Genomic DNA, 14,708 nt, shown 5'->3' with positions numbered 1-14,708 from the left:
TTGAGTGATGAACACGATCAAGCCTGTGGTTCGGTCGGGGCCGGGTCATCGTTGGCGGCCACGGTCGGCAGCTCTTGCGGTGCGTCCTGGGGCCGGGCCGACTTGATCTCCTGCAGGCCTTCGGTGTTGGCGATCACGTCGCGCAGCAGCTTGTCCAGGTCGTCGTTGCCGTCGAGCTTGGTCAACAGGTCCCGCAGGCGCTGGCGCGCTTCGAACAAGCGACGCAGCGGCGTGACTTGCTCCACGACCTTGACCGGGTCGAAGTCATCGATGTGGCGGAAGTTGAGTTCGATGTTGAGCTTGCTGTCATCGCCGCTGAGGGTGTTGTTGACCTGGAGCGTGGCGCGGGGGCCGATGGAGGCCAGTACTTCGTTGAAGTTATCGCGATCGATCTCCGTGAAGCGTCGCTCGTTGAGCTTGGGCAGCGGGTCCAGCGGCTTGCCCGAGAGGTCGGCCAGAATGCCGACAACCAGCGGCAGTTCTTTCTTTTCGATGGCGTTGCCGATCTCGACGTCGTAGGTGATCTGGACGCGGGGAGGACGGATTCTGTCGAGCTTGTGCTGGGTGCTTTCTGCCATGGCGGCCGACTCCGATGCGTGTGTGGGAGCAATGCATCGGGAGTCCCGCTCATCGCATTCCCTTGCTGATCCGCAGGTTGCAAATGGGCGGCAGAGGACCTGTCATTCCCTTGACGAACCTGGTGCATTCGACCGTGCTGGTCGAACTATCCAAGACGCTAGAACAGGTCTATAAAAATGCAAGCAAAAACAATTTCTGACCGCTTTGAAAAGGAAAATTCATTTTGCGCGTCTTTTTTTCCGGATTTTTTTTGAGCCTGCTGCTCAGCGGCTGCTCGCTTTTTGCCCCCAGTGTCGAGCTCGACAGCCTGACCCTGGATGTCGCGCCCAAGGCCAACGACGACACGCCCATCGCCGTGGATTTCATCGCCGTGAACGATCCCGACCTGCTCAAGCAGTTGTCGGCAATCACCGCTCGCCAGTGGTTCGCCGAGCGCGAACAGTTCCAGCGCGACTATCGTCAACTCATGTCGGTGTGGGGACTGGAGCTGGTCCCGGGACAGTTTCTCGACCATCAGCCCTTCCCCTTGGAGGGCCGGCGCGCCGCTGGACTTTTGGTCTTCGCCAGCTATAACACTCCCGGAGCGCACCGGCTTCGGTTGGACGATCAGCGCAAGGCCTGGCTGAAGTTCGAAAGTCGCGAGATGACGCTGGTGAACGACAAGCAGCCTTGAGTGACCGCGGGCCGCCCGGGTGCGGCGACACTGGGATGTCGAAGGGAGTCGTATGAGTCTGTTACCTGACGCGGTGTGCTGGCATGAGGGCATGCAGTTGCTGCCCCAGCATTTCCAACTGCAAGGGCTGCGCGCCGAGGCCCTGGCCGCGCATTTTGCCGGGGCCTGCAACCCCTGGTTCTGGGGGGTGGGTCAACTGGAAGTCGACCCCTCGGCGCTCAGCGCCGGCCAGGTCCGCTTGTTGCAATTGCAGGGCACCTTGCCGGACGGTTTGCCAGTCAACATACAGGCTGGCGTCGGGCCGAGCCTGGAGCTGGACATCACCGAGGCGATCGACAAGACCGACGACGCCACCGTCACCGTGTACCTGGCGATCAGCCCGCTCTGGCGCGCCGGGCAACTGCTGCCCCTCAAGGGCCGGTTGCAGTCGGTGGTCGGCGAGGCCTTGCCGGACCTCACCAGTGGCGAATTTCCCGAATCCATCACTGTCTGGCGACCGAATCCGCGCCTATGCACGCAATTGAGCAAAGCCGATTCCATCTGTTTGCCGCTGATGCGCGTGCGCAAGGAAGGCGGCGGTTTCCTGCGTGTGCCTTACACGCCACCCACGCCCTTGCTGCTGCCTGAATCGGCGCTTGGTCGGCGAGTCGCCGGGCTGTGTGCCCGGGCCCGGGAAAAATGCCTGTTCCTCGGCGGCCGGTTGCGTCAGGCACAGGCCGCGGGCAATCAGGACGACGCCATGGAGATCCGCCGGCAAATGACCGCGTTGTGGGCGCGTTTGCCGGAAGTCGAGGGCGCGCTCTACACCCGGGTCGCCACGCCCCAGGCGTTGTATGGCCTGCTGCTGGGGCTGGCCGGCGCCTGGTCGGCCCTGGATCCGCTGGCCGGTGTGCCAGCCTTCGCGCCACTGGATTTCCTGGAGTTGCAACGCGGTTACGAGCCGCTGCTCGACTGGCTGGAGGACACCCTGGAACTGGTTCGCGCCGGCTACCGCAGCCTGGCCTTCGAGCGCAATGACCCGGTCTTTTCGATCCAGTTGCCCGACGATCAGCCCAGCCAACGCCTGGTCATCGGTCTGCGCATGCCCAACGGTGCCAGCGAGCAGGCCGCGGCCGAATGGCTGCGCGGGGCGATCATCGCGTCCGCGCCGCATGTCCCATTGTTGAGTCGCCAGCGCATGAGTGGCCTGCCTCACCAGGCCATGAGCCGCAACGAGCAAGTGGCCTACAGCGTGGGCGACGACACTCGGTTGTTCGTGGTCGCCGCCAGCGGGCAGTGGTTCGACGGGCAACTGCCGTTGCACATCGTTGCGCCGGCCTCGGCCCAGGCCACCGGTCCGTGGCAGGTGGTGTTGTTCGTTGGACAAACCGGTGAAAACGCCTGATCGCAAAAGGGGAGTCGTATGCCTGATGGAAGTGGCGGGGCGGTCCGGGGTCTGCATGATGCGCCGCTGAGCAGCGCTTTTCGCCAGGCCTGGCTGAAGTGGTCACGGGAGTGGCAGGACTTGCCCAAGGACAGTGACGCGGCGGTGCTGGTCGACCGGGTGGTGGAGTTTTCCGGGCACGGTGCCCAGCGTTTGTGGCGCGTGGCCTTCGCCACCGTCGGTGATGCGGCCACCGAGCAGGTCAAGGCGCTGGTCTATGCCTTCGTCGCGCTGGTAGACGAAACCCTGTTGTTCACTGCCTGGCCCGGGCAACTGGCCTGGCAGCAACATCCGCTGGAGGCGCGCATGTATGCCAGCCGCCAGGCCGGTGAACGGCTCCCGGCGGCGATCAAGAAACTGCTGGATGAACAGATGCCGGGCACCCGCGACCTGGCGAACGTCTACCTGCAATGCCTGGTCCTCGGGTTCCAGGGACGCTTGCGTGGCGAGCCCGGCCAGGTCCAGCATGAAAAATGGCGGGTGGCGCTGTTCACCTTCGCCTGGCAGCACGAGCCCGATTATGTCGATGTCAGCCAACGCCTGGCGTTGGCTGCTGCTGCGCCGCCGGTGCGCATGCCGGCGCAGACCTCGTTGCCGGACGGGCTACGCCTGGGGCTGGCGATCCTGGCGATGGTGTTGCTGCTGATCGGATTGGGCCAGGTGTTCTGGCGGGACATCCGTTCGGAGCTCGAGCCGGTGCTGCAACTGAACGAGCCGGTGGTCCAGGAGCAGGACGCATGAGCACCTTGAGTATCGTCGCCTGGGTATTGCTCGCCATTATCCTGGTGCTGGTGATCGCCGCCCTGGTCTGGTGGCTGCGAACCCAGGGCGGGGCAGCGATCCGCAGTTTCCATGGGGCGGTGCGCCACATGGAACAGGAGCAGGGCACCCGCGACCGCTATCAGATGCCTTGGCTGTTGATGCTCGGCAACGAAAACGACGGCGCCCAGTTGTGCGCTCAATGGCGCTTGCAGCCGACCGACAAGGCCGCCTGGTTCGGGCGCTGGTGGTCGGATGCCGAAGGCGCGGTGCTGGTGGTGCCCCAGGCGTTGTTCCTGCCCGATGAAGGCATGAACCGCCAGCGGGGCAACTGGTGGCGCCTGCTGGGGCTGATCCTGCGCCTGCGCAGCAAGCGGGCGCTGGATGCGGTGATCTGGACGGTCCCGTTCAGCAAGCTCGATGACATCGAACAGACCACCGAGCTGGGTCTCAAGGTCCGACGTTGTTTCATCGACCTGTTACAACGGTTTGGTCTCAGCCTGCCGGTGTACGTGGTGATCACCGGGATGGAAGAACTGCCTGGGTTCCAGGAACTGGTCAACGCCTTGCCGGCCCAGGCACGCGAATCGATGCTGGGGTGGTCCTCGCCCTACCTGCCGGAGGCTGCCTGGCAGTCGCATTGGAGCGACCAGGCGCTGGATCAGGTCAACGCCGCGCTGGGGCAATCGATCCTGGAGATCGGTGCGCTGTCGGGGCAATTGAGCGGCGACCTGTATGGCTTGCCGGAGCGTTTCGAGGGCTTGCGACGGGCCCTGCAACTGCTGTTGGAGCCGGTGTTCCAAGGCAATGCCCAAGGCGAAGCGCCGCAGTTTCGCGGTGTGTACTTCACCGCGAGCCAGGCGCCCACGACCGCGGCGGACACGTTTGCCGCCACCGACAAAGCCCCGCGGCAAACAGTGTTCGCGCGGCAGCTGTGGGCGCGGCGGATGATGGCCGAACGGGGCCTGGCCCAACCGGTGCCGCGGTTGTTGCGTCTGCGCCTGCGCTGGCATCGCCTGGCCGGGGCGGTGGCGCTGGTGGTCGGCCTGGTCTGGTTGGGCGGCATGATCTGGGTCTGGCAGGACTCCGTGGAGCAGGCCGAGGGACTGTCGCAGTTGATCCTCCGCGCCCATAAGAACCACCTCGTGGTCGACCCTGACGAGCCCCAGCTGGAGCCGACCCGGCACAACGTGCAGAACTATTGGAACGTGTTGGAAAAGGCGCCGCGCTGGCGCTTTGTCTCGGTGGTGTTCCCGACGTCGTGGTTCTCTTCCGTGGACACGCAACTGGAGAACGGCTTGCGGATAACCGCCCGCCAGCATTGGGTATTGCCCCTGCGGGATTTGCTGGTGTCGGACCTGGAACAACTCAAGGCGATCCGCAATACCGAGCGGCGCGGCAATGTGGAAAGCGAAGACCCGGCGCAATGGCAGAGCTATGTGAAAGCCAAGGATCTGGTGGAACGCGCCGTGCGCCTGGAGCAATCCAACCAGCTGTTCAGCCAGGCGGTGAACAATCCCAAGGCGCCACTGGATGAGTTGGTGCAGTTGAGCAACACCACCCTGTCGCTGAACCTCAACAGCGGCACCTTGAGCCGGGCGCGGTTCTACAACCGGGTGCTGTTCGACGCTCAGAACACGGACCTCAAAGGGTTGGACCTGAACGCCGCGCGACCGCTGGTCGCGGACAACTTCACCGGGCTGATGCAGCGCTGGCTGGATCATTATTTCCTGGCGGACAACTTCGTGCGCCAGGCCGGTTACCTCAAGCTGCACCTGCAACAGTTGGAGGCCGGCGGTGGCAATTCCCTGAGCGAGCTCGAAGACCTGATGGCCCAGGTCGACGACTTGCAGACCCTGGTGAGCCTGACTAATTCGGCCTGGGGACGGGGCAAGGGAGAGGACCTGGTACCTGGTTACACCCAGTTGATGGACAAAGTGAGCCACAGCACGTTGCTCGGCCCCGACATCCAACAGGACCTCGAGAGTCAGGCGGCCAAGTTGCAGCAGAGCTTTCGCGACCAATGGATCGTACAGACCGGGTCCCGGGACAACCTGCTGGTCCAGCAGGGCAGTGGTCTGCTGGTGCTGCAAGAGCATGTGACGGCGCTCGATGGCGCGGTGCAAGCCTTGTTCAAGCGTGACTTCGTGGCGTTGGCCTTGCAAAAGGACCCCACGGACAGCAACAGCGGCTCTACGGGCGATGGCAGCGATGATTTCAGCGTCGCCCTGAACTACTTCGCCAGCTACAAGGCCTACGTCAATGAAGAGCTGTCGCGCATTCCTCCGGACTATCGCGATGCGCTGATGCAGGCCGCCGAAGGCGCGGCGGCACGAGCCATGTGGCTGAGCCTGGATGAAAGCGACGAGCAGTTGCCAGGCATGGGCTTCAATGTGCAGACCTCCCAGGCCGTCGCGTTGCAAAAGGCGTTCATGGACGTGAACCGTGGCGACCTGGCCACGCGTCTGCAACGCCTGCTCAATCGCCGGGCGCTGGCCCAGATCCGCAGCGGCCTGGACGAAATCAATGCCCAGCCGCTGTTCAGCCAGCGTGCCGATGTCCAGCGCTGGGACGGTTCGAAGAATTTCGGCTTGCAGCTCTACGGCGCGGCCAATCCTCAGGATCTGAAACTGAGCCTGAACCAGCAGTTCGGCGCCATGTTGCAGATCGCCGAGCAGCGCATGCCGGCATTGGAGTGGCTGATCGTCCAGCAGGACAACCTCTCGGCCCTGGAGCATGACCAGGTGGCGCGGTTCATGGCCGTCAACGACGAGTTGCTCAAGTACAAGAACCAGAATCCGGCCAGTTCGGCGGCCCAGCTGGAACAGCTGGTGAGCCGCGATTTCATCGAGATGGACACCGCGTCCTGCGCACAGATCCTGCAAACCACCAACCTGTCCGGCGGTCGCGGCGACGTGGCGCAACGCACCGTCGCGCTGCAACAGGGGGCGCTGCAGCGTTGCCTTTACCTGCAACAGAACCAGGCGGCGACCGCCTGGAACGACGTGGCCAATTATTTCAATCAATACCTGGCCGGGCGTTTTCCGTTTTCCCAGGACGTGCGGGCCAGTGATGCCGACCCGGCGCGGGTACAGCGCCTGTTGGAGTTGATCGATACACGCTTGCCGCTGGCCCAGGCCGGGCTGGCGCTGAGCCAGGGGCCAGAACGGCTGGCCGCGCAAGACTTCCTTGACCGTTTGAAACAGGCCGGAACCTGGCTGGGGCCGCTGTTCGTGCGGGACAAGAGCGGCATTCTCGGGGTGGAGATGGACGTGCGCTGGCGCACCGACCGTGAAGTGGAACGCGGTGCCGATCAGGTGATCGCCTGGAGCCTGAACGCCGGTAATCAACAGATCAGTTACCCCAGCGACGGTCAGCAGAATCTGCGCTGGATGGTCGGCCAACCGGTGCGCCTGACCTTGCGCTGGGCGCGCAATGGCTATCAGCGCCCGGCCAACGATCCGTTGCAGCCTGACCTGGTGGTGCGGAACCTGGAAGCCGGTTGGGAATACCAAGGGCCGTGGTCGTTGTTGCGCCTGATGCGCTCGTTGGTGTCGGCCCAGCGGCAGCCGAACGTCGACTACACCGATTTCCCGTTGACCCTGCAACTGCCGGTGACGACTCAGCCGCAGGCGAACACGGCCCAGCAGATGTTGATGTTCCTGCGTATGTCATTGATGAGCCAGGGTTCGAAGTTGCCGCTGTCGATCCCGCCGCTGCCGACGCGGGCGCCGCGTTCACCCTTCATGACGAGCGCATCGAGCCCCGCCATTGCCACCCTTGAGGAGCGTCCGTGAGCTTGCCGATATCCCCTCTGCCGGAACTCGTGAGTCAACTGCTCGAACCGATCAGTGACCAGTCGCCCTGCGGTCAGGATCTGCGCTACGAGCCGGAATACGACCAACTGCGCGAGCTGCGCCGCGAGGACGACACCAGCCTGCCCACCGGTGTGTGGCAGTCGTCGATCAAGCGCGCCCAATGGCCGGAACTGGAGCGGCTCGCCACCACGCTGTTGCTCGAACGCAGCAAGGACTTGATGATCAGCGCCTGGTTGGGCGAGGCCTGGTTGCACCTGGCGGGTCTGGAAGGGTTGCCGGGCAGCCTGGCGCTGGTGGCGGGGCTGTGCGAGCGTTATCCCGAGCAACTGCACCCCCAGGCCGAGGAGGGCGACCAGTCGTGGCGGGTGATCCCGCTGGAATGGCTGGCCCGGCGCTACAGCGAAGTGCTGCTGACGCGGGTACCGTTGTTCGACGCTCGGGAGCCGGCCTTCGCCAGTTTCTGCCTCAACGATTGGCAGCGCTTGCAGCGCCAGCAAGTGTTGGTCAACGACAGCAAGAACGCCAAGGCGTCGGCGGAGGCGGCCCGCAATGACCAGAAGAAACTCGCCGAACTGATCCGCACCACACCCCTGTCGTTCTGGTTGCATCGCCAAGGCAGCCTGATGTTGAGCCTGCAACATTTGCAGCGACTGGAGACCTGGAGCGACGCCTACCTGGGCAACCTGGCCCCGGGCTACAAATCCCTGCAGGACGTGATGCAGGCCGTGCTGGCGCTGGTAGAGGAGTTCATTGCAATGCACCCACAACAACCTGCCGTCGTGCCGGTACCGGCTTCACTCCCGCAGGCTTCGCCGCCCGTCCAGCCGTCGGCGGCACCGGCCCAGGCCTTTCAAGAACCGGCCAGCCGCGAAGAAGCCTATCGCCAGTTGTTGGTCATCGCCGGCTACCTGGCCCGCACCGAACCCCACAGCCCGGTGCCTTACCTGATCCGGCGGGGCGTGGAATGGGGAAACAAGCCGTTGAGCGAATTGCTGGGGGAGCTGATCAGCGCCGATGCCGAGTCCCGGCGGCTGTGGACGCTGCTTGGCGTGCTCTGATGGACAGGGTCTTCTAACTGTGCGGTTCGGGTAACGGCACTGGGGTCAGCACCGGTTTGCCGGAAAAGAACGCCGTCAGGTTCTGGCCCACCAACTCCACCGTCCCGCGGGTCGCTTCCGGCGACAGGCCCGCTACATGGGGAGTGAGGATGACGTTGGGCAGGCGTTTCAAGGCGTCGGGCACCTCGGGTTCGTGATCGAACACGTCCAGGGCGGCCCCGGCGATTCGCCGGTGTTCCAGGGCGCTGATCAAATCGGCGGTGGCCACCACGCTGGCCCGGGCGATGTTCACCAGGAAGCCCTTGGGCCCCAGGGCGTCGAGTGCCTGCTTGTTGATCAACTGCCGCGTGTCGAGGCCGCCGGGTGTGGCGACGACCAAAAAGTCGGAGACCCGCGCCAGCTCCGTGGGCGTGGCGCAGAAGGTATAGGGCACATCATTGCGCCTCTGGCGATTGTGGTAGCTGACGCTCATGTCAAAGCCCAGGGCCGCGCGCTTGGCTATCGCCAGGCCCACCGAGCCCAGGCCCAGCACGCCCAAGTGCTTGCCGGCCAGGGACGGACGCATGATTTTTGGCCATTCGCCTCGACGCACACAGGCATCCGCCTGGGGAATGCCGCGCACCAGGGCCAGCAGCAAAGCCATCGCATGATCGGCGACCGAGGAGGCGTTGACGCCGGCGCCATTGGTCACCACGATACCGCGCTTGCGGGCGGCCAGCAGGTCGACTTGCTCATAGCCGGCGCCAATCACACAGATGATCTTCAGGTTGGGCAGGGCGGCGATTTCCTCGGCCGTCAAACCCAGGGGGCCGCGGGTCAGCACCGCGTTGAAGCGCTCGCCGTGCTGGAAAATCGCCATCTTGCGTTCGGCCGGGGTGGGCGCCAGTTCCAGGTGATAACCCTGCTGCTCGAGAATCGGCAGGTAGTCATTGACGGTTTCGACCAACACCAGGACGGTTGCGCTCATGCTGTGCTCCTGTGGTAGACAGGATAATGTTCAGGGTCATCGACTTGAGTGTAGCGACCGCCTTGATCTTTAGCGGGTATCCGCAGGTTTGCTCGGCTTGCCTGTGCTGCGGGGGCAAGTCCGATCATTACGCGCGACCGGTCAAATCAGCCTAGCCGATCATTCGGCGATGGCATAGCCAGGCAGGTGATGCAGTGAGTTGGGTGGCGTCAGCCTGGCCGGGCGTCAGTTTTCCGTTGCAGCAACCTGATACGCATAACCATTCCTCACCTAAGCCTTTGCTTCTGCGCGTGAATCCCGGAGAATCGCGACCCTGTTTCGGCCAGGGCGCTGCCTGTCGGGCTTTTCCGACTCGTCCCGGCCGGGTGCACGTGACCGGAATGCGGAGATCCGACCGGATGAATGATCAGGCCAATAGCGTCGAAGAGCGTTTTGAAACGACAGTCCCAGTTGCCCTCAGCCAATGGAGTCGCCATGACACCACGTGGATGTTGGGCCTGTTTGGTACCGCCATCGGTGCAGGTACGCTGTTTTTACCGATCAACGCGGGCCTGGGCGGTTTCTGGCCGCTGCTGATCCTGGCGCTGCTGGCCTTTCCCATGACGTTCTATGCGCACCGTGGCCTGACCCGCTTCGTGTTGTCCGGTCGTGACGGCGCGGACATCACCGAGGTGGTGGAAGAGCATTTCGGGCTCAAGGCCGGTGCGCTGATCACCTTGCTGTACTTCTTTGCGATCTTCCCGATCCTGCTGATCTACAGCGTGGCGCTGACCAACACGGTGGGCAGCTTCCTGGAACACCAACTGCATATCCAGCCACCGCCACGGGCGATGCTGTCGCTGATGCTGATCCTGGGGTTGCTGGCAGTCGTGCGTTGCGGTGAACAGGCGATCGTCAAGGCCATGAGCCTGATGGTTTATCCGTTCATCGTCGCGCTGTTGTTCCTGGCGGTGTTCCTGATCCCCCACTGGAACGGTGGCATCCTGGTCACGGCGGCCACGCTGCCTGAGCCGCCGGCCTTGTTGCATACCCTGTGGCTGGCGATTCCGGTGATGGTGTTCTCGTTCAACCATTCGCCGATCATTTCGGCGTTCGCGGTGGACCAGAAGCGTCGTCATGGCAGCCATGCCGAAGAGCGCAGTGCGCAGATCCTCTCGCGTGCCCATGTGTTGATGGTCGTGATGGTGCTGTTCTTCGTATTCAGCTGCGTGCTGACCCTGTCGCCGACGCAACTGGTTGAAGCCAAGGCCCAGAACCTGTCGATCCTGTCGTACCTGGCCAACCACTTCAGCAATCCGACCATCGCTTTTGCCGCGCCATTGATTGCCTTCGTGGCGATCTCCAAGTCCTTCCTCGGGCATTACATCGGCGCCAGCGAAGGCCTCAAGGGCCTGATCGTCAAGAGCGGCCGCCGCCCGGCCCCCAAGACCCTCGACCGCCTGACGGCTGCCTTCATGCTGGTTGTGTGCTGGGTCGTTGCGACGCTCAACCCAAGCATCCTGGGCATGATCGAAACCCTCGGTGGCCCGGTGATCGCGGCCATCCTGTTCCTGATGCCGATGTACGCCATCCGCAAAGTCCCGGCCATGGCCCGTTACCGCGGCCAGGCGTCGAATGTCTTTGTGGTTGCGGTGGGCCTGGTGGCGATTACCGCGCTGGTTTATTCCTTGATGGCCTGAGCACACAGGCTCGTTGTGGGAGCAAGCTTTGCTTCCACAACGGGGAGTCAGTTTGTGTTGAAATCCCAGGCATAAAAAAACGCCGCCCTTCGCAAGAAGGGCGGCGTTTTTGTCGAGCGTCTAAGCCTTAGGCCTGGACGACCGGGATGTTGGCGTTTGCAGCCGCTTCACGGAACTCGGCGATCTGATCGAAGCTCAGGTAGCGATACACGTCCGCTGCCATGCTGTCGATCTTGCCGGCGTATTCCATGTATTCCTCGACGGTCGGCAGGCGACCCAGGATCGAAGCCACGGACGCCAGTTCGGCCGAAGCCAGGTAGACGTTCGCGCCGTCGCCCAGACGGTTCGGGAAGTTACGGGTCGACGTCGACACCACGGTGCTGTTCGGCTCAACGCGTGCCTGGTTACCCATGCACAGCGAGCAGCCCGGCATTTCCATGCGTGCGCCAGCCTTGCCGTAGATGCCGTAGTAGCCTTCTTCGGTCAGTTGGTGAGCGTCCATCTTGGTCGGCGGCGACAGCCACAGACGGGTTGGCAGCTGACCCTTGACCTGATCCAGCAACTTGCCGGCAGCGCGGAAGTGACCGATGTTGGTCATGCACGAACCGATGAACACTTCGTCGATCTTCTCGCCAGCCACGCTGGAGAGCAGACGGGCGTCGTCCGGGTCGTTCGGCGCGCAGAGCACCGGCTCGCTGATGTCGGCCAGATCGATTTCGATGACTTCGGCGTATTCGGCGTCGGCATCGGCTTCCATCAGTTCCGGGTTGGCGATCCAGGCTTCCATCGCTTGGGCGCGACGTTCCAGGGTACGGGCGTCACCGTAGCCTTCGCCGATCATCCAGCGCAGCAGGGTGATGTTGGATTGCAGGTACTCGGTGATCGATTCTTTCGACAGCTTGATGGTGCAGCCGGCAGCCGAACGTTCGGCCGAGGCGTCGGACAGTTCGAAAGCCTGTTCCAGGGTCAGGCCTTCCAGGCCTTCGATTTCCAGGATGCGGCCGGAGAAGGCGTTTTTCTTGCCTTTCTTCTCGACGGTCAGCAGGCCGTTCTGGATGGCGAAGTACGGAATGGCATGAACCAGGTCACGCAGGGTGATGCCAGGTTTCATCTTGCCTTTGAAGCGCACCAGGATCGATTCCGGCATGTCCAGCGGCATGACGCCAGTGGCAGCGGCGAATGCGACCAGGCCGGAACCGGCCGGGAACGAGATGCCCATCGGGAAGCGGGTGTGCGAGTCGCCACCGGTACCCACGGTGTCTGGCAGCAGCATGCGGTTCAGCCACGAGTGGATGATGCCGTCGCCCGGACGCAGGGAAACGCCGCCGCGGGTCATGATGAAGTCAGGCAGGGTGTGGTGGGTGGTCACGTCGATCGGCTTTGGATAAGCCGCGGTGTGGCAGAACGACTGCATCACCAGGTCAGCGGAGAAGCCCAGGCAAGCCAGGTCTTTCAGCTCGTCACGGGTCATCGGGCCAGTGGTGTCCTGGGAGCCGACGGTGGTCATCTTCGGTTCACAGTAGGTGCCCGGACGAACGCCCTTGACGCCGCAAGCCTTGCCGACCATTTTCTGCGCCAGGGTGTAGCCCTTGGTGCTTTCGACTGGGGCTTCAGGCTTCTTGAACAGGTCGAACGGTGGCAGGCCCAGCTCGGCGCGTGCCTTCTCGGTCAGGCCACGGCCGATGATCAGCGGGATACGGCCGCCGGCGCGGACTTCGTCCATCAGGACCGGGGTCTTCATTTCGAAGGTGGCCAGGACTTCATCGGTGCCGTGCTTGCAGACTTTGCCAGCATGCGGGTACAGGTCGATCACGTCGCCCATGTGCATGTTGGATACATCGAATTCGATCGGCAGGGCGCCGGCGTCTTCCATGGTGTTGTAGAAGATCGGGGCGATCTTGCTGCCGAAGCAGAAACCACCGCCGCGCTTGTTCGGCACGTAAGGAATGTCGTCGCCGAAGAACCACAGCACCGAGTTGGTCGCCGATTTACGCGACGAACCGGTACCGACCACGTCACCGACGTAGGCCACCGGGAATTCGCCGTTGCGCATTTCTTCGATTTGCTTCATCGGGCCGGTCTTGCCTTGTTCATCCGGCACGATACCGTCGCGGGCCATTTTCAGCATGGCCAGGGCGTGCAGCGGGATGTCAGGGCGCGACCAGGCGTCCGGGGCAGGGGACAGGTCGTCGGTGTTGGTTTCGCCGGTGACCTTGAACACCCGCAGGCTGATCTTGTCGGCCAGCACCGGGCGCTTCTTGAACCACTCGCCTTCGGCCCAGGATTGCAGCACGGCCTTGGCGTGAACGTTGCCGTTCTTGGCTTTTTCAGCCACATCGTGGAACGCATCGAACATCAGCAGGGTGTGCTTGAGTTCTTCGGCGGCTACCGGCGCCAGTTCGGCGTCGTCCAGCAGCTCGACCAGGGTCACGATGTTGTAGCCGCCCTGCATGGTGCCGAGCAGTTCGACAGCGCGCTTCTTGTCCAGCAGAGGGGATTGGGCCTGGCCCTTGGCCAGGGCGGACAGGAAACCGGCCTTGACGTAGGCGGCTTCGTCGACTCCAGGCGGAACACGGTTGGTGATCAGGTCAACGAGGAAAGCTTCTTCGCCAGCCGGAGGATTCTTCAGCAGCTCGATCAGGCCTGCGGTTTGTTCGGCGTTAAGCGGCTGGGGAACGATACCCAGTGCTGCGCGCTCTTCGATATGTTTGCGGTAGGCTTCAAGCACAGTTATTACCCTCATCAGTGGTCCCAAATGGGTGTCCGGGACGCTCATCCAGAAACCCACGGTACCCATGCGCTTAGGCTTTGTACGAAAAGTGCCTGCGCGACGATCATGCTGCGTTGAAAACAGGCTCGGAATGCTCATTGACAACCAGTCAACTGCGCTTCCTCGCCTGTTTTCGCCTTGCCTGATCGCCGCTCGGCGACTTTTCGTACAAAGCCTAGGAGGCTTTGGGGGCCACCACGCCAGGGTTTCCGGGGTTCCTCACAGAAGCTGCTTTCAAAGTTTTACGCCTGCAGAACGGGGAGCTGATGAGGGTTGGCGTCGGGCTTTCCCCGCTGGAAAGACCCTTCGCCAACACCGCTCTGAAGGAACGACTGTGCTCGTGACGCTTTGAAAACAGCTTCTAACGGACATTGGCGCCTTAAAAGGCCGGGTAATTCTACGGGAAAAAAAAATTAAAGGTAAGTTGGCCCTCCAAGTTTGAGGGGTGCTCAATCTTAGACAAAGGGCTAACATGCCGGCCTGTCCGGATTTTCGCGTGTGCGTTTCGTTATGCCCAACCAGCTCATCAAGACCCCTTGCGTCGGCCTTTGCTCCACTGTCTACGGTGACCTGGTGTGCCGTGGCTGCAAGCGGTTCCACCATGAAGTGATTCACTGGAACGGCTACAACGAGGACGAAAAGCGTGCGGTGTGGATGCGTCTGGAACAATTGCTGGTGCAGGTGATGGTGGCCAAGCTCGAGGTTTTCGATGCCGGTTTGCTGCGCCAGCAACTGGAAAGCCGCAAGATCCGCTTCGTGCCGCACCAATCGGAATATTGCTGGGCCTACCAGCTGATCGCCCGGGGGGCGCGGGTGATCAACAACCTGGAGGCTTACGGCATGGTGTTATTGCCGGAGTTTCGCGATTGGGAACTGCCGGACCTGCGCGATGCCATCGATCGGGAGTTTTTCCTGCTGTCCGAAGCCCATTACCAGCGCTACATCGCGCCGGGGTTTCTGAAGGATGCGATGGGCGGCTGAA

10 protein-coding genes are annotated in these 14,708 nt (G+C 62.8%); 7 read left to right on the top strand and 3 right to left on the bottom strand.

Annotated features, from left to right (window positions below; translation table 11 throughout):
* Nucleotides 1-17 precede the first annotated feature (17 nt).
* Entirely contained in the window at nt 18-578 is a 561-nt protein-coding gene (gene tssB, locus N4Q37_RS01015; protein ID WP_260954571.1) for a type VI secretion system contractile sheath small subunit, read from the bottom strand.
* A 224-nt stretch (nt 579-802) separates the two neighbouring features.
* Between tssB and N4Q37_RS01010 the strand changes: the two genes are divergently transcribed.
* From N4Q37_RS01010 to tssA, 5 genes are read left to right on the top strand one after another with little or no spacing between them, the layout of a single operon-like run.
* Nucleotides 803-1,252: a type VI secretion protein gene (locus N4Q37_RS01010; protein ID WP_260954569.1), complete on the top strand. Its 450-nt coding sequence runs from the start codon at nt 803-805 to the stop codon at nt 1,250-1,252.
* 52 nt (nt 1,253-1,304) lie between these two features.
* Nucleotides 1,305-2,636, top strand: a complete 1,332-nt coding sequence (gene tssK, locus N4Q37_RS01005; RefSeq protein WP_260954568.1) for a type VI secretion system baseplate subunit TssK — start codon at nt 1,305-1,307, stop codon at nt 2,634-2,636.
* A gap of 18 nt (nt 2,637-2,654) precedes the next feature.
* Nucleotides 2,655-3,416, top strand: coding sequence for a DotU family type IV/VI secretion system protein (locus N4Q37_RS01000; RefSeq protein WP_260954567.1), 762 nt, complete (start codon nt 2,655-2,657; stop codon nt 3,414-3,416).
* Nucleotides 3,413-7,231 (top strand): type VI secretion protein IcmF/TssM N-terminal domain-containing protein, encoded by a 3,819-nt coding sequence (locus N4Q37_RS00995; protein ID WP_260954566.1) that lies wholly within the window; start codon nt 3,413-3,415, stop codon nt 7,229-7,231. The genes N4Q37_RS01000 and N4Q37_RS00995 overlap by 4 nt, the downstream gene beginning before the upstream one ends.
* Nucleotides 7,228-8,310, top strand: a complete 1,083-nt coding sequence (gene tssA, locus N4Q37_RS00990; protein ID WP_260954565.1) for a type VI secretion system protein TssA — start codon at nt 7,228-7,230, stop codon at nt 8,308-8,310. Before N4Q37_RS00995 ends, tssA begins: the two co-directional genes overlap by 4 nt.
* A 13-nt stretch (nt 8,311-8,323) precedes the next feature.
* Here tssA and N4Q37_RS00985 read toward each other — a convergent pair whose 3' ends face one another.
* A complete protein-coding gene (locus N4Q37_RS00985; RefSeq protein WP_260954564.1) occupies nt 8,324-9,277 on the bottom strand; it encodes a 2-hydroxyacid dehydrogenase in 954 nt (317 codons plus the stop codon).
* Nucleotides 9,278-9,675: 398 nt separating this feature from the next.
* Here N4Q37_RS00985 and N4Q37_RS00980 point away from each other — a divergent pair, with 398 nt between their 5' ends.
* Nucleotides 9,676-10,956, top strand: coding sequence for a serine/threonine transporter (locus N4Q37_RS00980; protein WP_260954563.1), 1,281 nt, complete (start codon nt 9,676-9,678; stop codon nt 10,954-10,956).
* Nucleotides 10,957-11,083: 127 nt separating this feature from the next.
* Here N4Q37_RS00980 and acnB read toward each other — a convergent pair whose 3' ends face one another.
* Nucleotides 11,084-13,684 carry a bifunctional aconitate hydratase 2/2-methylisocitrate dehydratase gene (gene acnB / locus N4Q37_RS00975; protein WP_260954931.1) on the bottom strand — a complete coding sequence of 867 codons (2,601 nt, stop codon included), beginning with the start codon at nt 13,682-13,684 and terminating at the stop codon, nt 11,084-11,086.
* Between the two features lie 552 nt (nt 13,685-14,236).
* On the opposite strand from acnB, the gene N4Q37_RS00970 reads away from it, so the two are divergent.
* Nucleotides 14,237-14,707, top strand: a complete 471-nt coding sequence (locus tag N4Q37_RS00970; protein ID WP_260954930.1) for a DUF1289 domain-containing protein — start codon at nt 14,237-14,239, stop codon at nt 14,705-14,707.
* Nucleotide 14,708: the final 1 nt, after the last annotated feature.

The organism is Pseudomonas citri (assembly GCF_025336485.1).
Classification (GTDB): domain Bacteria; phylum Pseudomonadota; class Gammaproteobacteria; order Pseudomonadales; family Pseudomonadaceae; genus Aquipseudomonas; species Aquipseudomonas citri.
The sequence above is the reverse complement of the archived record's forward strand: the minus strand, read 5'-3'. Positions and strand labels throughout refer to the sequence as shown.